The organism is Advenella incenata, assembly GCF_004217095.1.
Taxonomy (GTDB): domain Bacteria; phylum Pseudomonadota; class Gammaproteobacteria; order Burkholderiales; family Burkholderiaceae_B; genus Advenella; species Advenella incenata.
On the sequence record NZ_SHKO01000001.1, the window covers coordinates 1,533,066 to 1,554,566 of the forward strand.

Consider the following 21,501-nt stretch of genomic DNA (forward strand, 5'->3'; position numbering starts at 1 on the left):
CCGAGCAGATACGTCTTAACATGAAACAGCAGATACCCAATACCTTTCGCCAGAAATTGCTGGCCCGTGAAACACTCATCGGCACGTGGCTGAGCACCACCAGTCCCATGCTTGCTGAAGTGGCGGGCGTTTGCGGTTATGACTGGCTGCTGCTGGATGGCGAGCATGCGCCCAACGATATCCCTTCGCTGACCGCTCAGCTGCAGGCCATCAACTCCAGCAACAGTGCGGGTATCGGCCGTCCGCCTGTCAATGACCAGACCTTGATCAAGCAGTATCTGGATATCGGTTTTTACAACTTGCTGATTCCGTTCATTGAGTCTGGCGAGCAGGCTGAATATGCCGTGGCGGCAACCCGCTATCCGCCGGCAGGGGTACGTGGCGTTGCCGGCATGACCCGGGCCAGTGCCTATGGCACCGAGGCAGATTATTTCAAGCAGGTCAATGACCATATCGGCGTGATCTTGCAAATTGAGAGCCGTGCGGGCGTGGAAGCGGTAGAAGACATTGTTGCCGTAGATGGCGTGGATGCCATATTCATTGGTCCTTCCGATCTGTCGGCCGCATATGGGTATCTGGGGCAACCGCAGCATCCAGAAGTGCAACAGGCCATTGCCCATGTTCATAAAGTGGCCGCCGCCGCCGGCAAAGCCAGTGGTATCCTTGCGGTCGTGCCGGATGAGGCTGCCGCTTATATCCAGCAGGGCTTTAGCTTCGTGGGTGTTGGCGTTGATCTTTCCGTCTATAAAAATGCCTTGATGAGCTTGCGCAACCGGTTTTAATCGCGGTGTAGCGCCAGTGTCATAGCGGCGTTTTATAGTAAGTCTATAAACGAGGATAGTGACAAGTTTGAAACTTAGGACAATTTTTGCTAGCTTTATTTCTTTTCTGATTTTTCCTGCCGGCTCATTGTCCGCCCAAACCATCACATATGCAATGGGCGATGATGCGCCGCGCAGTGTGCAGACTGTTAGCCCCGAGAGTGCATCGGGGGCTGCGACCGAGCTGCAGCCCGCCTGGCCATTCGATCCGGAAAAAAACAAAATTATCCTGCTTCCAGTGGATGAACCAATCGATGCACCTGTGCCTGGAGAGGCCGTGCCGCTTGAGCAACTGGTTACTGCCGATGCGTTGCGTGGCGTAGACAACTGGGAAAATTATCAGTACGAATCTGGTGGCGGTCCGTTCATGACGAACCCGGGCGCCGTCGAGTTGCGCAGGCCTTCATCCAGAATAACGCTCAAGCCCGTGCAAAATTTTTCCACCGGTACGCGCAGCTGGAATCTGACGACCGAGGACCGAAACCGGATCTCACTGGGGTCCAATCAGGTCGTGAACCCGATCGGCCAGAGTGGCTTTCGAATCGGCGGCATGCAGTTGAGCCGACAGCCGGATGGCACGCAGGACAATTGGTTTATCGATAGTAACCAGTTGGCCTATTCCACGGCGGCGGGGGCCATGGATTATTCGGCTGCCTCTGGCGATAATGCCAGCTTTCACTTCGGCAGTGGCGCCGCCAATACCGCTGTGCGCTATGGATTGAGCGATTCGGCTTCGGTAGACACGCAAGTGCAATTGGCCCGCTCGCTCAAGAACGTTGGCCTTGGCGCCAGCTACGCCCTGGATGACATGGGTGATTTGCGACTGACCGTGAATGCGGGCAAGTACGAGGACGATTCAAACTGGCGCTCAATGTTTGCCTATCGGGCCAAAGTGTTCGATCTGGCCACCTTGCAGTTCTCCAACGAGCTGACCAGCGCTCACTACATGGATTTGTCCAGGCTGTCGCAGGATCCGTTGTCGGACCGCGCCATTCGCAACCAGGTCAAGCTGACCTATCCGCTGGATACGCAGTCGCAAGTGTCGGGCACGTTTGAAAACAGCCGGGTGTTTAACGGTGCTTCAGAACAGCGCTTCGGTGTGGAACAAAGCTACAAGCTGGAGTCGGTTCTGCTCAAATTGAAGGCACAACGCGCCGTGAACAGCGACAACGGCTTATTGCAGTTCAATGTGGATATTCCCATCGGCGGCCCGTAATGCAGCCGTTAAATGGCAACCCTTCGTTCCCGGCCCATTACGTGGCTCTTAATGTGCTCCATAACAGTAGCCCATAATGTAGCCGAAAAAAAAGGAGGCTTTTGCCCCCTTCGAGTTCAGTCGGTGGTGCTGGCAGAGGGCAGGGGCGCCTGTTCTGCGATCTCGTTTTGCGCCAGGATGCGCGCGAGAATGTCGGGTACTTCGAATACGGCCTGGTTGTCTTGCGCTTTAACCCGTTGCCGATAGCTATCGAGATTTTCCAGTAAGTAATGCACCGCCGTGTTGATTTTCGCAAAGCTGGGCAGCACAATGCCCAAGCCGTTCTTCGTGACCCATTCGCCGTTATAGCGCTCCTGGATCATGGTCCATTTGTTGCAGACGATAATGACGGGCATATCTTTGCGGATGGCTTCACTGATGCTACCGGGGCCGGGCTTGCCGATAAAGAAATCGGCCATTTCCATGAAGATGGGCATTTGCGTGGTGAACCCTTCCACCAGCTTGTGCGCGCGCGTCTGCATCTTGCTGATTTTCTTGGCCAGCGCCGCGTTGTGGCCGCAAATGTAGATCATCTGTACATCAGACAGTTGTTTGGCGATCTTGATCATGGTCTTTGAACCGTGACCGCCGAACATGACCAGGCCCACCGGTTTGTCCGGATCAAAGCCTGCTGCGATCAACTGTTCGCGGCGATCGATCTCGGGCTTTTTGTAGAAATCAGGATGCAGCAGCATACCCGAGCTTGCATGGATATGGGAATCGGGATGGCCTGCGGCACGCGCTTGTTCCAGTGCCTTGTCCGTACCGCAGATGAAATGTTGTTGCTGGTTCTTTTCAATCCAGAAATGGGGTGCATTGTCAGCCAGATCGGTCAGAATCGTGACATAAGGCACGCCTGGCAGCGATGAAACCAAGCTTTCGTACATGGCCCGGTTGAAATTGGGGACCAGCGAGACTACCATGTCTGGCTCGGTTTCAATCCAGTGTTCCTGCAGCCGTTTGACCATCACCTGGTGGGTCAGCCGGATAAATGCCTGCAGAATACGCAGTTCCGGCGTCATGGCCATGGTCCAGCCTTTGGCCAGTTGCCGATTATAAAATTCCTCGGGAGCGACGCCGGTAACCCGTTTATATACCTGCCGTGAATCGAGTACTTCAAACAGGTTGACGAGCCTGACGTTCCAGTGAGGATGGCTGTTTTTCAGCACCGCCTCAAGGGCCCGGGCCGATGCCCGATGACCGCCGCCCGCATTGAAATAGATCAAGTCAATATTTTTATTCATAAATGGCTTTCTCTCAATGGTTCAGATGAACAGTTTATGACCGTATTGTGGCATGAATATGAATTGACGCAAATTATAAAATGTGTCGGACTGATACGAATAGAGAAAGCTACTGCGCGGTCTTGCAGGTAAAGGCGTACAAGCGCTCGCCATGTCGAAACAGGCTTGCCTTTTTGGCCGCCAGGCTGTTTGCGGGCGCAGCACTTTTCCTCGGTCGATAAAAAACCCGGCTGCCTGGGGCAACCGGGTCGGTATAAATGCAATTATGTTGATAAAACGCTATTTTTGCGCGATGGTGGTGTTGACACCCGTATCATGCGAAGCCCAGCGCGCGGTAATCGACTTGGTCTGGGTCCAGAACATGACCGCCTGCTTGCCGTTAGGCCCCAGATCGCCCAGTTTGGAGCCGCGCGAACCGGTGAAGCTGAACCATGCGACGGGAACCGGGATCGGAATATTGATGCCGATCTGTCCCACATCGATATTGTTCTGGAAATAGCGCGCATTGCCGCCGCTTTGCGTGAATACGGCAACGCCATTGCCATTCGGATTGCGGTTGACGAACTCCACGGCTTCTTCCAAAGTATCGACGCACACGATGCACAGGACCGGGCCGAAAACTTCTTCGCGATAAATCGCCATATTCTCTTTGACATCGGAAAAAATGGTTGGGCCAATGAAGTTGCCGTCTTTATAGTCGCTGACAACGACGTTGCGGCCATCCAGCAGCAAGGTGGCTTTTTCGTCTATGCCGCTCTGGATCAGCTGTGCGACGCGCTGCTTTGCGCGGGGCGAGACCAGCGGGCCCAGATCTGCCTGGCGATCAATGCCGGCATTGACTTTCAGACCTTTGGATTTTTCTACAAACTCGTCAATCCATTCGCGGGCCTGGCCCACCATGACGGCTACCGACGTGGCCATGCATCTCTGACCCGCTGCGCCGAATGCGGCGCCGACCAGTTGGTTAAGGGCCACTTCCTTATCGGCATCGGGCAGGATGACGCAGTGATTCTTGGCGCCCATCATGGCCTGGCAGCGTTTGCCTGCATTGGATGCGCGCTGATAAATCTGCGTGCCCACATGCGTGGAACCGATAAACGACACTGCTTTTACATCTGGATGTTCGCAAAGCCGGTTGGCCACGTCCGGGCCACCGTGTACTACATTGAGCACGCCGGGTGGCAGGCCCGCTTCGTGCGCCAGTTCAGCCAGATACAGCGATGCGCTGGGGTCCTGTTCTGATGGTTTCAGCACAAATGTGTTGCCGCAGGCCACCGCAATGGGAAACATGAAGCAGGGCAGCATGACCGGGAAATTGAAAGCGGTAATCCCGACACACACACCAAGTGGCTGAATCAAGGTATATACATCGATTCCGGTGCCGGCGTTTTCTGCATATTCTCCCATCTGCAGGCTGACGATTGAACATGCGTGTTCGATGACTTCAAGACCACGGCCCACTTCACCTTCTGCATCGGGCAGCGTTTTGCCATGCTCCAGCGTGATCAGTTCGGCCAGTTTTGCCGTGTTGTCGCGTACCAGTTGCTGCAGTTTGAGCATGACGCGCATGCGGTTGCCCTGGCTGGTATTGCGCCAGGTCGCAAATGCGGCCTTGGCGCTGGCAACCGCCTCATCCACTTCCGAGATCGGCGCCAGCGGGACGCGGGCCACCACTTCCTGGTTGGCCGGGTTAACGACATCCAGCCAATCCTTGGCCGAAGACTGGACTTTTTTTCCGTTGATCAGCAGCGGAATATTGGGTATGGCACTCATAACATCAATCCTTTAATTTTTTACAAGAGGGCAGGTAGATTCGGACAGGGGGCTAAATGCTTCTGCAGCCGGAATGGTGGCGATCAGTTTCGAATAGTCCCATTCGCCTTTCTTCTCACCCGGCTTTTTGACTTCGTACAGGTACATATCGTGAATAACCCGGCCATCGGCACGGATAGAGGCGTTATGCATGATCGGATCCTCGATCGGCAGCTTTCGCATCTGTTCTGCAACCTTGGCGCCGTCCGTGGTGCCGGCAGCGGCCACGGCTTTGAGGTAATGCAGTACGCTTGAATACACGCCGGCTTGGGTCATGGTGGGTTTCAGGCCTTTATAGGCTTTGGCAAAGCGCTCGGACCACTGGCGGGTGCCGTCATCAAAGTCCCAGTAAAAGCCGTCCACGTAGGTCAGGCCCTGAGCGTTGTCGTTGCCCAGCGCGCGCAGGTCCGACAGGAATATCAGCAGCGCAACCAGGCGCTGGTCACCACCACTGACGCCGAACTCCTTAGCCTGCTTGACAGCATTGACCGTGTCCTGGCCGCCGTTGGCCAAGGCGACAACCTGCGCGCCGCTGCTTTGCGCCTGCAACAGGAACGAGGCATAGTCGCTGTTGTTCAATGGATGGCGCACCTGGCCAACCACCGTGCCGCCCAGTTTCTTGACCATTTTCGCGGTATCGGCTTCAAGCGAATGACCAAATGCGTAATCCACTGTCAGAAAGAACCAGGATTTGCCGCCGGCCTGAACCGTGGCTTTTGCACCGCCCACCGATTGGGAATAGGTATCGAACATCCAGTGAAAGCCCACGGCAGAGCAGGATTTATTGGTCAGGGCAGTGGTGGCCGGCCCCGAGAACAGCGCAATGCGGTTTTTTTCCCTGGCTACGTTCTGCACCGCCAGCGCTACCGCTGAATTGGTCAGATCGGCAATGGCGGTGACACCCTGGCGGTCAAACCATTCCCGGGCCTTGGCCGCGCCTACGTCGGCCTTGTTCTGGTTGTCGGCAGACACCAGCTCGATTTTCATGCCCTTGCATGGACCTGCAAGGCATTCATCGATGGCAAGTTGCGCTGCCGCAACCGAACCGGCGCCGCCCATGGATGCATAGGTGCCCGACATATCGGTAAGCACGCCCACTTTTACTTCGGGCGCATCGGCGGCCCAGGCATTAAGCGCCAAGCATGACGCTGCTGCCAGTACTGTTTTCCTGATCAACATAAAGGGGTCTCCTGAATTTTTTAATAGTTTTATCGTTTTGTTTGCAAAACGTATCCAGTTTGATGTGTATAAATCAATTTTGCAATAGAATATTTGCACATTTAATGTTCATTTTTGCACAACCATTGCATAACCCCGTTACCTAACCTTTACACAACAACGCATGCCTGACTGGGACGATATCCGCTATTTTCTGGAAGTGGCCAGAACACACAGAGCCAGTGCCGCGGCAGCCCGGCTGGGGGTAGAGCACACCACCGTCACCCGACGCATCGGCCGTCTGGAAGAGGATCTGGGGCAGCTGCTTTTCGATAAATCGCGCAGCTCCGGATTTACCCTGACGCGCTCGGGGCAGCAACTGCTCACGCATGCAGAGCAGATGGAAACGCATTTATACAATGCGCAGGAGCAGATTCTGGGGGTCAGCCAGAGTCCGGCCGGGCATGTGCGGGTGGCAGCGACAGAAGCCTTCGGCTCGTGCATTATTGCGCCCCTGTGCGCGCAGTTCCAGAGCCAGTTTCCCGACATGACCATAGACGTGCTGCCGGTTCCCCGCTTTGTCAGTCTGACCCGTCGCGAAGCCGATATCGCCATTACCATAGAACGCCCGGCGCGCGGGCCTTATGTAACCCGCAAACTGACCGACTATACGCTGTTGCTGTATGGCACTCAGTCCTGCTTTGATCGCTACGGCGTGGTCAATACCGAAGCGGATCTGCATCATCATCGTTTTATCAGCTATGTGGATGAGCTGCTGTTCAGCGACCAATTGCGCTATCTTGAGGATATCCTGCCGTTTACCAAACCTGTCATAAAAAGCACAAGTGTCATTGCGCAATATTACAGTTGTCTGCAAGGCCATGGGCTGGCCATTCTGCCGTGTTTTCTGGCCGGCCAGAATCCGCAGCTTATTCCGGTGCTGCAGGACAGAATCGGGATCACGCGCAGTTTCTGGATTTACTATCATGAAGAACTGAAACGGCTGAAACGTATTGTGATGCTTTCGGAACACTTATGTGACATCATAGGAAATAACCGATTGCTGGTACAGGGCAGGATGCCGGTGCAGCAGGTACAATGACAATTGAAAAGTGATTTGTGACAACCTGATTTCCAGAAGGAGTACATGCATGACCATTACACTGACAGCAGCAGACGGGCATATTCTGCAGGCCTATACAGCCGGCGCCGAAGATGCGGAACGGGGCATTGTGGTCCTGCAGGAAATTTTCGGCGTCAATAGCCACATTCGCGATGTCTGTGATTTCTATGCTTCAAAGGGTTATCGCGTGATTGCGCCGGCGCTGTTTGACCGCATCGAGCCGGACTTAGAAATGGGCTACACCGCCCAGGACGTCGAGCGCGGCAAAGAACTGAAAGCCAAGGTAAGCTACGAGGATGCGCTCAAGGACATCGAGGCTGCGGCAGCGGCCTTGTCGACGCAGAAAAAAATCGGCGTGGTCGGCTTTTGCTGGGGCGGCACCCTGACATGGCTTGCAGCCTGCCGAAGCGCCGCGTTTTCGGCAGCTTCCTGCTGGTATGGCGCCGGCATTGCCGAGTTGCGCGAGGAAAAGGCTCAATGCCCGGTGCAGATGCACTTCGGCGAAAAAGACAAATCCATTCCGCCTTCAGATGTCCAGGCTATCCGCGCTGCCCAGCCAGACGTCGATGTTTGCATCTATGATGCGGATCACGGCTTCGGATGTGACCAGCGCGGCTCTTACGATCCGTTTGCCAGTGAACTGGCGCGCACGCGCACGGTGGAATTTTTCAAGGCGCATCTGTAACCTTGCCTTGCAGCCAATGCAATGTCATACGCCCGATTATCGGCGCTGTGCAGGCGTCGGGCGCAGGTGTGTCCCGGCCGGCCATTAAATCACGACAGGTGAAAAAATTTATGACGTTTTCGACAATGCTGTCTGCGGTATCATTTTCTCTCATGCTTGCCACCACCGTGCATGCGCAGGCGCCGCAGAATAGTGAAGCAGCGCCGTTTAAAGTTCCGGATAGCGGGATTACCATCCCGCCGGACTTTTCCAGCGCGACCTTTGATGCACCTGCAGTAAGCTGGATTGAAGACGGGCGTCCGATCGAACAGGCCAAAGATGCCCTTGAACTGCTGGCAACCGCAGACAAACATGGCCTGGATCCTCGCTGGTTTAATATTGCACAATTACAGTCGCAATGGGAACGGGTCAGCTACGCCGCTTCTGCCGAAGAAACGGCGCAGTTTGACGGCAATCTGACCACGCAGATGCGTACCTATGTCAAATTTCTGAAAAACGGTCGTATTTCGCCGTCCTTGATCAAAAACCGCTATTCCAAACCGATGTTTTCTGATGCCGATGCCGATCTGTTTCTGGCGACGGCGATCAGCAATGGCAATCTGAAGGCCTCGATCAAGGCGCTCACCGACAGCATTCCCATGTACAACTCGCTGATGCAGGCGCTGGTTGTATTTCGTCAATTACAGCAAAATCCGACAATGAACCAGGCGCTGCCTGCGGTACCTGGCGGCAAACTGACCGAAGGCCAGCCCTATCCGGGTATGCCCGCACTGATTGAGCGACTGGTCCTGCTGGGTGACCTGCCGCAAGGCACACCGGCGCGGCCGATCTACGACGCCGCGGTCATGGCAGGCGTCAAAAATTTCCAGCAACGCCATGGGCTGGAGCCCGATGGCGTGATCGGCAAGGGAACGCTGGAGCAGTTGAATACGCGTCCCATTGACCGCATCCGCCAGATCCAGATCAGTATGGAACGGCTACGCTGGACCCCGCTGATAGAAGGCGAGCGCCGCATTGTTGTCAATGTGCCCGAGTTCGTGCTGCGCGCCTATCACATCCGCAATCAGAAGGCGGAAAACATCATTGAAATGAAAGTGATTGTGGGCAAATCCTTCAACACCAGCACGCCGCTGTTCGATGGCGCGGTCAGCAAAATCGAGTTCAGCCCGTACTGGAATGTGCCTATCTCCATTTCCCGCAAGGAACTCATCCCGCGTTTGCGCAGTAATCCCTCTTATCTGCAGAGCCAGGGATTTGAGTTTGTCACCCAGTCGGGCGTGTCGCAAACCGTCAGCGACGCCAACCTGAACGCGGTGTTAAATGGCCAGGCGCGTATTCGTCAGCGCCCCGGGCCAAAAAACTCGCTGGGCGATATCAAGTTCATTTTCCCCAACAACGATGCCATTTACCTGCATCATACCCCCAGCACGCAGCTGTTTGACCGCACGCGGCGCGATCTGAGCCACGGCTGCATCCGGGTGGAAGAACCGGTGAAACTGGCGCAATTTGTGTTGGAAAAACAACCGCAGTGGACTGCAGGCGCTATTGAGAAGGCCATGACAGCAAAAAAATCCAAAACAATCAACGTATTGGAGCCTGTTCCTGTTGTATTGGGTTATAGTACCGTGGTAGTTAAAAACAATAAAATTCACTTTTTCCCCGACATCTACGGACAGGACAAGATTCTGGACAATGCCATCAAGAAGATGGCCGCCTCACGTAACATTCCACCTGCCTCGTAATATTTTCAGGAGCCAGTACGGTATGACGTTTACGCCCCCTCAGTTACACCGCCGCCAGTTTTTAAGAAGTTCTTCTTCTCTGCTTGTTGCCGGTGCCATGTTCTCCATTGGCACCAATTCCGCCCGCGCCAGTATCGGCGGGGGCGGTTTCAGGCAAATCTCGCTCGACCACCTGCATACCAATGAGAAAATCACCCTGGCTTACGCCAACGGCGACGCCTATATTCCCGCCGCGATGCAACGGCTGAACCGTTTCTTGCGGGACCATTATTCGGGTGTGGTCGGACACATGGATCCGACGCTGTTTGATCTGATCAACAAGGTCAGGGCATCGCTCAAGACCGATGTGGCCATCGAGGTCATTTCAGGCTATCGCGACCCGCATACCAACGAACGTCTGCGTAAGACGCGTGGCGGCGGCGTAGCCAAACGCAGCCTTCACATGGTAGGACAGGCCATGGACTTGCGTCTGAAAGGCGTACCGCTTGATGAATTGCGGGATGCGGCCAAGGAACTTGCGCTGGGCGGCGTTGGCTATTACCCAAAAGACGGGTTCGTACACATGGATACCGGGCGCGTACGCAGCTGGTAGCGCTGGTTCGGTTCACATGGCAACACGAAGCGGGCGTTCGCCAAACGCTTGCAGCGGCTGCACGGTACGACCGTTGATGGATGCCGGCACAGCAATGCCGTGGTCTCTCTCACTATTATTGCAATACGAAGCAAATAACAAATTCAGTCATGGACAATCGCAACATCAAAACAATCGCCATTATCGGCGCCGGAACCATAGGCAGCAGCTGGGCTGCCCTTTTTCTTGCCCATGGTTATCACGTGGTGGTGTCGGATCCGGCACCAGACGTTGAGGCCAATACCCGGACGCTGATCGATTCGGCCTGGCAGACCCTGCGTGAACTGGGAAAAGTGAAGAATGAGTCATTTCTGGATAATCTTCGCTTTGAGTCCGATTTGAACAAGGCGTTGGAAAATGTCGATTTCGTGCAGGAGAATGCGCCGGAACGTGAAGACTTTAAAATATCGCTGTTTGCAAAAATGGACGCAGTGCTGCCAGAACACGTTATTATTTCTTCCAGCTCTTCGGGTCTGCTGGTCAGTCGCATGCAATCGCAGTGCCGGTATCCGCAACGGTGTGTGCTGGGCCATCCATTCAATCCGCCTCATGTGATTCCGCTGGTGGAAGTGGTCGGGGGCGAGCAGACATCTGAAGACACGATCGAGCGTACGCTGCAATTTTATCGCGCCATAGGCAAGCATCCGATTCGTCTGAACAAGGAAATTGCCGGGCATATCGCCAACCGCCTGCAGGCAGCGGTGTGGCGGGAGGTCATGCACCTGGTCAACGAAAACGTGGCCAGCGTGCAGGATATCGACGCGGCCATGAGCAAGGGCCCGGGCCTGCGCTGGGCCATCTTCGGTCCGCAAATGGTTTTTGATCTGGCTGGCGGCCGGGCAGGGCTGGCGCATCTGATCGATCATTTGCAGCCGGCTATTGAAACCTGGATGGATGATCTGGGCAATCCACGCATGACCCCTGAGTTACGAGAGCGTATGGTCCAGGGGACGAAACAGGCAAGGGAAGATAAATCGTTTGAATCGCTGCTGCGCTATCGCGATAGCCATCTGATCGATATTCTTAAAAGTCTGGATAAAAAATAGGGCGCTGATGTGCGACTCCATGTTGGGGTCAGGCATGGTGATCGTGTCAGGCGATACGACGCATACCTGCTGATTATGTCGAATGAATGATAATGTCAATTGAAAAACGTACCCGTGTGTGGCCGCCGTCCATCGACATGCGAGCGCTGCACGTCGATGACCTGCCGCAGATGCTAGCATTGCAGGCCAGCGTGTATCCGTCGGCGCTGCTGGAAAGCGCTCAGGTGCTGGCCAGCAAGATCGGCGCCGTTCCGGCTGGCTGGATGTCACTGGCGGCCACCGATGGCGATACGCTATGCGCCTATGCGCTAGGCTACCCCTGGCGCTCGGACCAGCAGCCCTGCTGGAATCGTCCGCTTGCGCGGCAACAGGATTGCGATGTGCTTTATCTGCATGATGTAGCGGTATCGACTGCCTATGCGGGCCGGGGCATTGCAAACGAACTCGTGTCGCAACTGATGCGACAGGGGCAACAGTTTGGTCTGTCGCGTGCCATATTGATTGCGGTCGAAGGCGCGCAAGGGTACTGGTCGCGACTGGGCTTTGTCGCGCTCCCAACCGGCAACACAGATCCGGCGTTTGGCGGCGATGCGGTGTTGATGCAGCGCGAACTGGCGCAGCCCGGTTCGATGCAGCCCGATATTGCGTAGCGCAAGGCACCAGGAAAAACACCATGCCGCTACTGAAGACTGTTGCCTTTGTTCATATGCTGCTTGCCGGCCACGTGGTGTCCGGGGCGCGCGTCATTGATGCGACGATGGGAAATGGACACGACACGCTAGCACTTGCCCGGCTTGTAGGGGACGCCGGGCATGTGTACGCCTTCGATATCCAGAGCGAGGCGTTGGCGGCCACGGCCGCGCGTCTGGATCGCGAGCATCTGCAAGCGCGTGCCACCCTGATTCAAGATAACCATGCCTGCATGCACGAGCACGTATCGGATCCGGTCAGTGCCATCGTCTTTAATTTGGGCTACCTGCCTGGCACCGATAAAGCCTGCGCCACGCAGGCCACCAACACCCTGGCTGCTGTCAGGAGTGCTTTGACACTGCTTGCGCCCGGCGGTCTATTGCTGATTGCCGTTTACTGGGGACATCCGGCAGGCGCCAGCGAGAAAGAAGCGCTTGAACCGTTCGTTGCACAACTGTCGCCTGAGCAATACCGGGTGCTCAAATATGAGTTCATTAATCGCGCGAATCCTGCACCCTATTTGCTGGCCATCGAACGCTTTAGCAACTGAGCAGAACACCTCTGATTGTTTGACGCCCCAAGCATAGCAATAAGCTTGCTTGTGGCGTCTTCCTGTGCAGTGCAAGACCGGGTGTCAGTCGGCGCCGGCCTCAGCGATCACAGCGCAAACGTCGGTCTGACGGGCGCGCCAGGTCGTGGCAAATTGAGCATTTGTCGGGCTTCCTTTGGCGTTGCCGGCTCATAGCCCATTTCACGCACCAGCCGGACAATTCGTTCAGTCAATTCGATATTGCTGGCCAGCCGGCCTTGCGAGTAATAAAGATTGTCTTCCAGTCCGACCCGGACGTGTCCACCCAGCAGCAACGAGTTGATGGCGCAGGGCAACTGTGCCGGGCCGATGCCGCTGGCGCCGAAGATGGTCCCCGGCGGCAGGCACTCCACCATGAACTGCAGATTTTTCGGCGAGTAGGGCATGGCATTCTGAAAACCCCGGTGGACTCCCATGACCAAATTGACATAGGCCGGTTCTTCATCTGCGCCCATCGCAAGCAACGTCGCTGTGTCCTGCAAAATATGCGTGGGACTGAACACTTCCCATTCGGGTTTGATGCCGCGCTTTTTCATCTCGTCGGCCAAGAAGCGGCAGCGCGAGGGCGCGGTGTTCATCAGAATTTCCTTGTTATCGAAACTGGCAATAATGGTGGTGGCGTCCAGCGTGCACATTTCGGCGCCGGCCTCCATGCCTTTGATGCGTTCTTCCCAAAGCAGCTCCCACATGCCGTTTTCGTTTTGTCCGATCATCTCGCCATGGACACCACCACCGGTGGAGTTATTCAAAATGATGTCGCATTTGGCGCGAATGCGTGTATTCATGTCGTAATAAATATCGGGATTGCAGGTGGCCCCGTCATCTGGATTGCGCGCATGCAGCGCCACAATGCTCGCTCCGGCGTTATAGCAGTCGTAAACGTCGTCTGCAATCTCCTGCGGTTGCGTGGGCAAGTTCGGGTTCTGGCTTTTATAGGCCATGCCGCCGGTCGGGGCAATGGTGATAATGACTTTGGGTGTACTCATGATTGCGCTCCTGCAGATTGTTGCACCAGTTTGCAGGCGGAGTCTTCCAGTTTTCCGTAAAGATCATCGGGCGAAAGCGTTTCAATTTTCCGGTAATAATCCCAGGGGGCAATGGATTCGTCCGGTTTTTTTACCTGCATCAGGTACATCGGATTGGTGAGTCTGCCATCGGCACGCACGATGGCGTCTTTGGCGAAAAAGTCTTTGATGCGTTCGGTCTTGAACCGCTTCATGACTGCGTCGGCATCGTCGGTTTTTAATGTGGCGACTGCCGCAAGATAATTGCTGACTGCCGAATAAGTGCCTGCCTGAATGTAGGTCGGTATGCGATTGGTGATTTTTTTGTATTCGGCGGTCCACTTGCGGGTGTCATCGTCCAGGTCCCAGTAGAACGGCGTAGTCAGGTACATGCCCTGGGTGACCTGCAAGCCCAGGGAATGGATGTCGGGAATGAGTACCGTCAGGCCCACCAGATTCATCTGGGTATTTAAGCCAAATTCGTTGGCAGATTTTGCTGCGTTTACAAAATCACCGCCGGCGTTGGCCATGCCCAGGATCTTGGCGCCTGATGATTGCGCTTGCAATATGTAGGAAGAAAAATCGGAGGCGCCCAGCGGCACTTTGACCGATCCTTTGACGGTGCCGTTGGCTTGCTTGACGACTTTGGAGGTGGCCGCTTCCAGGGCATGGCCAAAGGCGTAGTCGGTGGTAATGAAGAACCAGTCCTTGCCGCCGTTTTTGACGACAGATTTGCCCGTGCCGTTGGCCAATGCATCGGTCGAATAGGTGTAGTGGATAATGTAAGGCGAGCATTGTTTGCCGGTGAGGGCCGATGTGCCGCCGCCAGTAGAGATAAACAGTTTTTTCTTTTCAGTGGCGACATTGGCCATGGCCAGGCTGACCGCCGAATTGGTCCCGCCAATCAGGATATCTACTTTGTTCACGTCCACCCATTCGCGCGATTTGGCGGCAGCAACATCGGCCTTGTTCTGATGATCGGCATAAAGCAGTTCAATTTTCTTGCCGTCGATACTGCCGCCGGCATCGCGGATCGCCATGCGGATGGCCTGCACACCGCCCTGGCCATCATAGTCGGCGTAAACCCCCGAGATGTCGGTCAGAAAACCGATACGGATGACATCATCGGAGATGCCGGCGGCATGCGTCGCGCCTGTCGAGGCAAGCAGCATGCCTGTCGCCCATGTGAGTGTGCCCGTTTTGTTCATCATTCTCTCCTTTTTTTATACTGTCTCTCAGAACTGTGCCCGCGACCAGGGCGCTATCGCCGATCGCCGGCAGCGCTTTGGTTGATGCCTGGCAAGGCTTGGGCCCGCCAGGCTACGGTTATTTTTTCCTGACGCCCTGACTATCAGACGCCCAGATACCGATGGATCTGCGAAGGGTCTTCGCGTAGCTGACTGGCGTCGCCTTCGAGCACAACCCGGCCTTTTTCCAGCACAACCAACCGGTCCGCCTGCTCCATCACTTTGCGATAATTGCGATCGACCACCATGGTGGCCAGGCCACTGCTGCGGATAAGCCCGATGACACGCCAGATTTCTTCCACAATCAGCGGCGCCAGGCCTTCAGTGGCTTCGTCCAGAATGATGGCATCCGGATTGGTCATCAGCGCCCGGCCAATCGAGAGCATTTGCTGTTCGCCACCGGAGAGCTGATCGCCCATGTTGTCCAGGCGCTCTGCGAGCCGGGGGAAGGTCTCCAGTATGCGATTGAGGTCCCATGCCATATGCCCGTCGCGGCTGGCGCGAGCGCACATCACCAGATTTTCTCGGACCGTCAGGTTGGGAAAAATGCCGCGGCCTTCAGGTACGTAGGCAATGCCCAATTGGGCAGCCTGATAGGGGCGGGCGCCAGACATCTGCTGCCGCTGCAGTTCGATCAGTCCGCTGCGTTGTTTGACATGACCCAGCAGGCTGCGTATCAGTGTGGATTTTCCCATGCCGTTGCGACCCAACAGGCCGACCGTCTCACCGCGTCGCAGGTTAAAGTCAATGCCGTGCAGCACGTGGCTGGAACCGTACCAGGCATGGATATCGCGGGCCAGAATGATGTCATCTGTCATCGTTGCATTGCTCATAACGGTAAGGTGTTCGAGTGGTCTGTGGCGTGATCACTCTCGCCAAGATAGGCGGTCTGTACGGCAGTATTGTTGCGAATGTCATGGGGCAGCCCGCTAGCGAGCACCGCGCCATTGACCATCACCGTCAGGCGATCTGCAACGGCAAAAACGGCATCCATGTCGTGTTCGATCAGCAAAATAGCCAGATTCTTTTTCAGCCGGTGCAGTAGCGCCAGCATGCGTTCAGACTCTTCAGCCCCCATGCCTGCCAGCGGCTCGTCCAGCAGCAGCACCTCGGGTTGCTGGGCCAGACACATGGCCACTTCAAGCTGTCGTTTCTGCCCGTGCGACAGGTTGGCTGCAATGCTCGCGGCCTGTCCGCTCAGGCCGGCCTGTTCCAGTGCGTGGTCGGCCATCTCAAGGCTGCGCTGGCATTGTTGCGCGGCCGCCCAGAACTGCCACGGTTTCTGGATTTTTGCCTGAGCAGCAAGGCGGCAGTTTTCGCGCACGCTCAGTGGCAGAAAAATATTGTTGCGCTGATAGCTGCGACCCAGGCCTGCTTGTGATCTTGCCGGCTGTGACCACTTGCTGATATCTTTGCCGCGCAAGTACACCTGACCATCGCTCAGAGGCAGTTCGCCTGACAGCAGATAGGTCAGTGTCGATTTTCCGGCTCCGTTGGTGCCGATCACCGCCAGGATTTCTCCTTCGAACAGTTGCAGCGATACATTGTTTACCGCGACCAGCGCCCCGAATTTGCGGGTCACATTCCTGGCTTCAAGCAATGCAGTTGTCATCGGGTTGTGCCTCCCTTGCTTGCGCTGCGAACGCGCCATTCCCGCAGTTGCCGGGGCAGTCCAGCCAGGCCATAGGGCATCAGCATGACCACGAAAATAATAAAGCCGCCCAACAGCAACTGCCAGTGCTTGGTGATGGTTGTAAACCATTCTGATAGCAGCACGAAAGCGAAGGCGCCAATAATGGCCCCGCCCAGGCTGCCCAGGCCACCCAGAATAATCATGAGCAATACATTGCCTGACTGATGCCAGGACAACAATTCCGGATTGACATAACCGTACTGGCATGCGTACAGGAATCCAGCCAGGCCGGCCAGCATCCCGCTGATGACAAAGCTTGCAATCTTGTATGAGGTCGACTCGAACCCGGCGGCACGCATACGTAGCTGGTTGTGCTTGATACCCACAAAGGCATGACCCAGGCGGGAACGCAGGATCAGTTGCAGAATGATAACGGTGATAATAAGCAGTACCAGCGTGAACCAGTAAAAGGTATTGCCCGATTCAAGATTGAAGGGTTGCCACTGCAAAATGGAAAAATCAGGTTTGAAATAAATATAGGTGCCGTCGGAGCCGCCGAAGATCTTGATGTCATGAAAGACGAAGTAGACCAGTTGACCGAAGGCCAGCGTAACCATGATGAAATAGACGCCATAGCTGCGCATGACCAGCAGGCCGATTAACAGCGCCAGCAGCCCGGCGCCGCCAATGCAGATGGCCATCAGCAGCCAGCCATTGCCCGCCTCCGACTCGGGCGAGAAGGTCGCGACCATATAGGCGGCAAAGCCAAGAAAGGCGGCGTGTCCTAGGCTCACCAGGCCAGTGAACCCCACCAGCAACTGCAGGCTGAGCGCGAAGATGCTCAGAATCATGATTTTCGTGACCAGATCGCCGTGGTATTTGCTGCCAATGGGCTCGGGCAGCAGCGGCAGCAGTGCCAGCAGGGCCAGGCCGACTACCCACCAGAACAGATTGTTTTTTGTAATCATGGTCAGGTTCCCTGTTTGAACAGGCCCTGGGGCTTGAACAGCAGCACCAGCACCATAAGCAGATAGACCAGTGCGCCTGCACCTTCGGGCCAGAGCACTTTGCCAAACGTGTCTACGAAGCCGATCAGCAGGGCTGCGACCAGCGCGCCCTTGATGGAGCCGATACCGCCAATGACCACGACCACAAAACAGATAATCAGTTCATTGCCGCCCATGCCAGGGTAGACCGATGACACCGGCGCCGAGAGCATGCCGGCAAAGATGGCCAGGGCAACGCCGGCTGCAAACACGGTGCGGTACAGCACCGAGATATTGACTCCCAGCGATTGCACCATCTCGCGATTGGTGGCGCCGGCGCGGATTTTCATACCCAGCCGGGTATGCTTGATCAACAGGTACATGCCAATCGCAATAACCAGGCAGACAAGCGATATGAACAGGCGGTAGACCGGATAGCTCAGCCCATTGCCCAATGCGATAGAGCCGGCGAGCCAGCCTGGCGGGCTGACACCATGCACATCATCGCCCAGCAGAATGCTGCGCAGCGCTTCAAACACCAGAATCAGCCCGTAGGTCATCAACACCTGCAACAGATGCTCACGCTCGTACAGAAAGCTGAAAAAGCCCCACTCCAGCAGGTAACCGAAAGCCAGGGCCAGAATAATGCCCAGCATCAGCGCAACGACGAAGTTATCGATATACATGCCCAGTGCGTATATGAGATACGCGCCGATCATAAAGAAACTGCCGTGCGCCAGGTTGATGACACCCATAATGCCGAAGATCAGTGTCAGCCCGCTGGCGATCAGAAACAGCAGCAGCCCGTACTGCACACTGTTCAGACACTGAATCAGAAATGTTGTTATATCCATATGTGATCCGAAGAAAAATGCAGGCGCGCGGTTCAGCCGTACGCCTGCATTTTCGGTTTACTTGCTCAGCTTGCAGCCTTTGGCCGGATCTTCCAGATTGGCTACTGCGATTCCCAGGTTCTTGTTATGGTTGCCCACGACTTCGCGCAGATAAATATTCTGCACCGGGTTGTGCGCCTTGGACATGGTGAATGGCCCGCGCGGGCTATCCACCTTGGCCTGTTCCATCCCCTCAATGACGGTATCCTTGTTCTTGATATCGCCCTTGGCATGGTTCAGGCCAGCGGCCAGCAACTGGGCTGCGTCGTATCCCTGCACCGCGTATACGTCCGGCTCCATGCTGAACTTTTCCTGGTAGTGCTTGCGGAACGCTTTGTCTTTCGGATTATTCAGTTCATCGGCATAGTGCAGGGTGGTCAGCATGCCCTTGGCTGCATCGCCCTGGGCGGCGAGTGTGCCGTCAGTCAAAAAGCCTGGACCGTATAGCGGGATCGTCTTGCGCAGGCCCGAGGCATCGTAATCCTTCACGAATTTGACCGCACCGCCACCGGCAAAGAATGCAAAGACGGCATCCGGTTTCAGTGAGGAAATTTCAGTGAGCAGCGACTGGAATTCCACGTTGGGGAAGGGCAGCGTGAGCTCTTTGATCACTTTGCCGCCCTTGGCTTCGAAACCTTCGCGGAAACCATCGGCCGCCTCAGTGCCTGCGGCGTATTTCCAATTGATGGTCACTGCTGTTTTATGTTTTTGCTTTTCGGCCGCGACAATGCCCATGCCATAAGCGGGCTGCCAATTGGTGAATGAGCTGCGGAAGATGTTTTTGGCGCACAGCGGCCCGGTGAGCATATCTGCACCGGCGTTGGGAATAATGTAGATCACGCCGCTGTCACGCGCGATTTTCGCCATCCCCATGGCCACGCCTGAATGCACTGTTCCTACCAGTACATCAACTTTGTCGCGCTGCACCAACCGGTTGGTGTTCTCCGGCGCCTTGGCCGGATCAGATTCGTCATCAACAGCAAAATACTGGATCTGCTGGCCGCCCAGCTTGCCACCCTGTTCCTCGACATACAGTTTAAAGCCATTTTCGATCGCCTTGCCAAGCGCCGCATAGGTGCCTGTGGCCGGCAGCATGAGGCCCACCTTGACTTCGGCCTGCGCCGCCTGACCCAATCCCCCGGCCAGCATGATCGCTGTGGCGATCGTGGCTTTTTTCACATTATTCATTGTCCTGTCTCCTGAATGTACGACTGCTTTTTATGATGACTGCTTGTTTTTGTTGCCACGAACAACGCCGCTTGCCGCGTCCTGGTACCGCACTTGCAGGATCACGGCGTCCCTTGCGATAGTCCGCTGTGCCCGTCTTTTTGTGCTGGCTTACGCCACTTCATGCTGATTCATTTCACGCAGACGGAAGCGCTGGATTTTGCCGGTTGCCGTTTTGGGCAATTCATCCAGAAATTCAATGCTGCGTGGATATTTGTGCGGCGCCAGCCGGGATTTGACAAAGGCCTTGAGTGCATCCTTGAGTGTGTCGTCAGCCGGTGGCGCCGTTTCCTTGAGCACCACATAGGCGCGGGTCTTGACCAGGCCCTGCGAATCGGCAACGCCGATGACGGCCGCCTCCAGGACGGCTTCATGCTCTATGAGTGTGGCCTCCACTTCGAAGGGAGACACATACTGTCCGCTTACCTTGAGCATGTCGTCGCTGCGACCCGCATAGGTGTAATAGCCGTCGGCATCGCGCGAATACTTGTCGCCACTTTTGGTCCACTCCCCCTGAAATGTTGCTCTTGTCTTTTCCCGGTTGTTCCAGTACATGAGGGCAGCGCTTTTTCCCTTGATGTACAGATCGCCGATTTCGCCATCTGCGACGATAGCACCTTGCTCGTCGCGAAGCTCGAGTTCATAGCCGGGTACGGGTTTTCCTGTGGTGCCATAGCGGATGTCATCAGGCTTGTTGGACAGAAAAATATGCAACATTTCAGTTGAGCCGATGCCATCGATGATATGACATCCGAAATGAGCCGTGAAGCGCTCGCCAAGTTCCCGTGGCAGCGCCTCCCCGGCTGAAGAACACATCCGCAATTGCACCTCGTCCCGGGTGGGCGTGTTGGCTGCCGCCAGCATGCCGGCATAACCGGTTGGCGCACCGCAAAACACCGTCGGCTGGTGTTTGCGCATCGCCTCGAACACAGCATCCGGAGTAGGGCGGCCTTCGATCAGGATCACGCTGGCGCCGACGCCCAGAGGGAAGGTCAGGGCATTGCCCAACCCGTAGGCAAAAAACAGTTTTGCGGCCGACAGAATACGATCCGACTCGGTCAGCCGCAGCAGGTCTTGCGCATAATAACGAATGGTCCAGTAAGGGTTGGCATGACTGTGGATTGTGCCCTTGGGCTTGCCGGTTGAGCCAGAAGAGTACAGCCAGAAGGCCGGCTCATCGGCCCTGGTGCTACAGGGGCGATGACAGGGCGTGGCGGCAGCCAGCGCCTGTTCCATGCTCAACTGGCCGTGCGAGAGTTCACCTTGCGGGCGCGACACCAGGATATGCTTGATTTCATGCTCTGCTTCGCTCATGGCCTGGGCCAGCACCGGCAGCAGCGTGGCCGACACCATGGCGGCCTGACAGCGGCTGTCTTCAATAATGTATTTATAGTCCTGTGGTGTCAGCAGGGTGTTGATGGCAACTGGCACAATACCGGCATGAATCGCCCCCAGAAAGGCGACAGGCCAGTCTGTGCAATCGTTCATCAGCAACAATACCCGCTCCTCGCGGCGTACGCCCAGGTTTTTCAGTACCGCGGTCAGGCGCCGCACTTTGTCAAAAAGCGCTGCGTAGGTCAATGAGCCGTTGCCATCGATATACGCAATGCGATCCAGACGGCTCTGGTTGGTTTGCATCAGATAGTCGGCAATATTGAACTGATTGCTGTTTTCAGGGGTCTGCATGGTTAACTCCGCTAAATGCCTGGCTGCTT

20 protein-coding genes are annotated in these 21,501 nt (G+C 55.8%); 9 read left to right on the forward strand and 11 right to left on the reverse strand.

The annotated features are described in order from the left end of the window. Positions 1-20: 20 nt before the first annotated feature. Entirely contained in the window at positions 21-782 is a 762-nt protein-coding gene (locus tag EV681_RS06980; protein ID WP_128395337.1) for an aldolase/citrate lyase family protein, read from the forward strand. Positions 783-849: 67 nt separating this feature from the next. Continuing rightward, a complete protein-coding gene (locus EV681_RS06985; RefSeq protein WP_128395338.1) occupies positions 850-2,037 on the forward strand; it encodes a hypothetical protein in 1,188 nt (395 codons plus the stop codon). A 116-nt stretch (positions 2,038-2,153) separates the two neighbouring features. Here the strand turns inward: EV681_RS06985 and EV681_RS06990 are convergent, their stop codons facing one another. The 3 genes from EV681_RS06990 to EV681_RS07000 form a co-directional block, all read right to left on the reverse strand. After that, positions 2,154-3,320 carry a glycosyltransferase gene (locus EV681_RS06990; RefSeq protein WP_128395339.1) on the reverse strand — a complete coding sequence of 389 codons (1,167 nt, stop codon included), beginning with the start codon at positions 3,318-3,320 and terminating at the stop codon, positions 2,154-2,156. A gap of 279 nt (positions 3,321-3,599) precedes the next feature. Next, on the reverse strand, positions 3,600-5,093 hold the full coding sequence (locus EV681_RS06995) for a CoA-acylating methylmalonate-semialdehyde dehydrogenase (protein ID WP_128395340.1): 1,494 nt from the start codon (positions 5,091-5,093) through the stop codon (positions 3,600-3,602). A gap of 12 nt (positions 5,094-5,105) precedes the next feature. Further along, on the reverse strand, positions 5,106-6,311 hold the full coding sequence (locus EV681_RS07000; RefSeq protein WP_130303591.1) for an ABC transporter substrate-binding protein: 1,206 nt from the start codon (positions 6,309-6,311) through the stop codon (positions 5,106-5,108). A 163-nt stretch (positions 6,312-6,474) separates the two neighbouring features. On the opposite strand from EV681_RS07000, the gene EV681_RS07005 reads away from it, so the two are divergent. From EV681_RS07005 to mnmM, 7 genes are all read left to right on the forward strand, one after another. Then, entirely contained in the window at positions 6,475-7,392 is a 918-nt protein-coding gene (locus EV681_RS07005) for a LysR family transcriptional regulator (RefSeq protein WP_130303592.1), read from the forward strand. 49 nt (positions 7,393-7,441) lie between these two features. Further along, positions 7,442-8,098, forward strand: coding sequence for a dienelactone hydrolase family protein (locus tag EV681_RS07010; RefSeq protein ID WP_130303593.1), 657 nt, complete (start codon positions 7,442-7,444; stop codon positions 8,096-8,098). A 110-nt stretch (positions 8,099-8,208) separates the two neighbouring features. After that, positions 8,209-9,840 carry a L,D-transpeptidase family protein gene (locus EV681_RS07015; RefSeq protein WP_130303594.1) on the forward strand — a complete coding sequence of 544 codons (1,632 nt, stop codon included), beginning with the start codon at positions 8,209-8,211 and terminating at the stop codon, positions 9,838-9,840. A gap of 22 nt (positions 9,841-9,862) precedes the next feature. Then, positions 9,863-10,432 (forward strand): YcbK family protein, encoded by a 570-nt coding sequence (locus EV681_RS07020; protein WP_128395345.1) that lies wholly within the window; start codon positions 9,863-9,865, stop codon positions 10,430-10,432. A gap of 149 nt (positions 10,433-10,581) precedes the next feature. Next, positions 10,582-11,517 carry a 3-hydroxyacyl-CoA dehydrogenase NAD-binding domain-containing protein gene (locus tag EV681_RS07025; protein ID WP_130303595.1) on the forward strand — a complete coding sequence of 312 codons (936 nt, stop codon included), beginning with the start codon at positions 10,582-10,584 and terminating at the stop codon, positions 11,515-11,517. 92 nt (positions 11,518-11,609) lie between these two features. Further along, on the forward strand, positions 11,610-12,167 hold the full coding sequence (locus tag EV681_RS07030; RefSeq protein WP_165392967.1) for a GNAT family N-acetyltransferase: 558 nt from the start codon (positions 11,610-11,612) through the stop codon (positions 12,165-12,167). A 23-nt stretch (positions 12,168-12,190) separates the two neighbouring features. Beyond that, the gene (mnmM, locus tag EV681_RS07035; RefSeq protein ID WP_130303597.1) at positions 12,191-12,757 is read left to right on the forward strand and encodes a tRNA 5-(aminomethyl)-2-thiouridylate-methyltransferase MnmM; all 567 of its coding nucleotides are present in this window, start codon (positions 12,191-12,193) and stop codon (positions 12,755-12,757) included. A gap of 107 nt (positions 12,758-12,864) precedes the next feature. On the opposite strand, the gene EV681_RS07040 is transcribed toward mnmM, so the two are convergent. The 8 genes from EV681_RS07040 to EV681_RS07075 form a co-directional block, all read right to left on the reverse strand. After that, positions 12,865-13,782 carry a beta-keto acid cleavage family enzyme gene (locus EV681_RS07040; protein ID WP_014750015.1) on the reverse strand — a complete coding sequence of 306 codons (918 nt, stop codon included), beginning with the start codon at positions 13,780-13,782 and terminating at the stop codon, positions 12,865-12,867. Next, positions 13,779-14,972, reverse strand: a complete 1,194-nt coding sequence (locus EV681_RS07045) for an ABC transporter substrate-binding protein (RefSeq protein WP_242612221.1) — start codon at positions 14,970-14,972, stop codon at positions 13,779-13,781. Before EV681_RS07045 ends, EV681_RS07040 begins: the two co-directional genes overlap by 4 nt. Before the next feature lie 179 nt (positions 14,973-15,151). Then, a complete protein-coding gene (locus tag EV681_RS07050; RefSeq protein WP_207227017.1) occupies positions 15,152-15,865 on the reverse strand; it encodes an ABC transporter ATP-binding protein in 714 nt (237 codons plus the stop codon). An 11-nt stretch (positions 15,866-15,876) separates the two neighbouring features. Further along, a complete protein-coding gene (locus tag EV681_RS07055) occupies positions 15,877-16,659 on the reverse strand; it encodes an ABC transporter ATP-binding protein (RefSeq protein ID WP_130303598.1) in 783 nt (260 codons plus the stop codon). Beyond that, the gene (locus tag EV681_RS07060; RefSeq protein ID WP_130303599.1) at positions 16,656-17,648 is read right to left on the reverse strand and encodes a branched-chain amino acid ABC transporter permease; all 993 of its coding nucleotides are present in this window, start codon (positions 17,646-17,648) and stop codon (positions 16,656-16,658) included. The genes EV681_RS07055 and EV681_RS07060 overlap by 4 nt, the downstream gene beginning before the upstream one ends. Before the next feature lie 2 nt (positions 17,649-17,650). Continuing rightward, complete coding sequence (locus EV681_RS07065) at positions 17,651-18,520, reverse strand: branched-chain amino acid ABC transporter permease (RefSeq protein WP_128395352.1); 870 nt, start codon at positions 18,518-18,520, stop codon at positions 17,651-17,653. A gap of 57 nt (positions 18,521-18,577) precedes the next feature. Beyond that, positions 18,578-19,747, reverse strand: coding sequence for an ABC transporter substrate-binding protein (locus EV681_RS07070; RefSeq protein ID WP_130303600.1), 1,170 nt, complete (start codon positions 19,745-19,747; stop codon positions 18,578-18,580). A 150-nt stretch (positions 19,748-19,897) separates the two neighbouring features. Then, the gene (locus EV681_RS07075) at positions 19,898-21,472 is read right to left on the reverse strand and encodes a benzoate-CoA ligase family protein (RefSeq protein WP_130303601.1); all 1,575 of its coding nucleotides are present in this window, start codon (positions 21,470-21,472) and stop codon (positions 19,898-19,900) included. Between the last annotated feature and the right edge of the window lie 29 nt (positions 21,473-21,501).

Coding starts and splice junctions, on each gene's coding strand:
- EV681_RS07030 (WP_165392967.1), top strand. CDS start 11,610: ATGTCAATTGAAAAACGTACCCGTGTGTGGCCGCCGTCCATCGACATG.
- mnmM (WP_130303597.1), top strand. CDS start 12,191: ATGCCGCTACTGAAGACTGTTGCCTTTGTTCATATGCTGCTTGCCGGC.
- EV681_RS07015 (WP_130303594.1), top strand. CDS start 8,209: ATGACGTTTTCGACAATGCTGTCTGCGGTATCATTTTCTCTCATGCTT.
- EV681_RS07050 (WP_207227017.1), bottom strand. CDS start 15,865: ATGACAGATGACATCATTCTGGCCCGCGATATCCATGCCTGGTACGGT.
- EV681_RS07065 (WP_128395352.1), bottom strand. CDS start 18,520: ATGGATATAACAACATTTCTGATTCAGTGTCTGAACAGTGTGCAGTAC.
- EV681_RS07020 (WP_128395345.1), top strand. CDS start 9,863: ATGACGTTTACGCCCCCTCAGTTACACCGCCGCCAGTTTTTAAGAAGT.
- EV681_RS07055 (WP_130303598.1), bottom strand. CDS start 16,659: ATGACAACTGCATTGCTTGAAGCCAGGAATGTGACCCGCAAATTCGGG.
- EV681_RS07005 (WP_130303592.1), top strand. CDS start 6,475: ATGCCTGACTGGGACGATATCCGCTATTTTCTGGAAGTGGCCAGAACA.
- EV681_RS06980 (WP_128395337.1), top strand. CDS start 21: ATGAAACAGCAGATACCCAATACCTTTCGCCAGAAATTGCTGGCCCGT.
- EV681_RS07045 (WP_242612221.1), bottom strand. CDS start 14,972: ATGCTGCTTGCCTCGACAGGCGCGACGCATGCCGCCGGCATCTCCGAT.
- EV681_RS07010 (WP_130303593.1), top strand. CDS start 7,442: ATGACCATTACACTGACAGCAGCAGACGGGCATATTCTGCAGGCCTAT.
- EV681_RS07075 (WP_130303601.1), bottom strand. CDS start 21,472: ATGCAGACCCCTGAAAACAGCAATCAGTTCAATATTGCCGACTATCTG.
- EV681_RS07000 (WP_130303591.1), bottom strand. CDS start 6,311: ATGTTGATCAGGAAAACAGTACTGGCAGCAGCGTCATGCTTGGCGCTT.
- EV681_RS06990 (WP_128395339.1), bottom strand. CDS start 3,320: ATGAATAAAAATATTGACTTGATCTATTTCAATGCGGGCGGCGGTCAT.
- EV681_RS07070 (WP_130303600.1), bottom strand. CDS start 19,747: ATGAATAATGTGAAAAAAGCCACGATCGCCACAGCGATCATGCTGGCC.
- EV681_RS07060 (WP_130303599.1), bottom strand. CDS start 17,648: ATGATTACAAAAAACAATCTGTTCTGGTGGGTAGTCGGCCTGGCCCTG.
- EV681_RS07040 (WP_014750015.1), bottom strand. CDS start 13,782: ATGAGTACACCCAAAGTCATTATCACCATTGCCCCGACCGGCGGCATG.
- EV681_RS07025 (WP_130303595.1), top strand. CDS start 10,582: ATGGACAATCGCAACATCAAAACAATCGCCATTATCGGCGCCGGAACC.
- EV681_RS06995 (WP_128395340.1), bottom strand. CDS start 5,093: ATGAGTGCCATACCCAATATTCCGCTGCTGATCAACGGAAAAAAAGTC.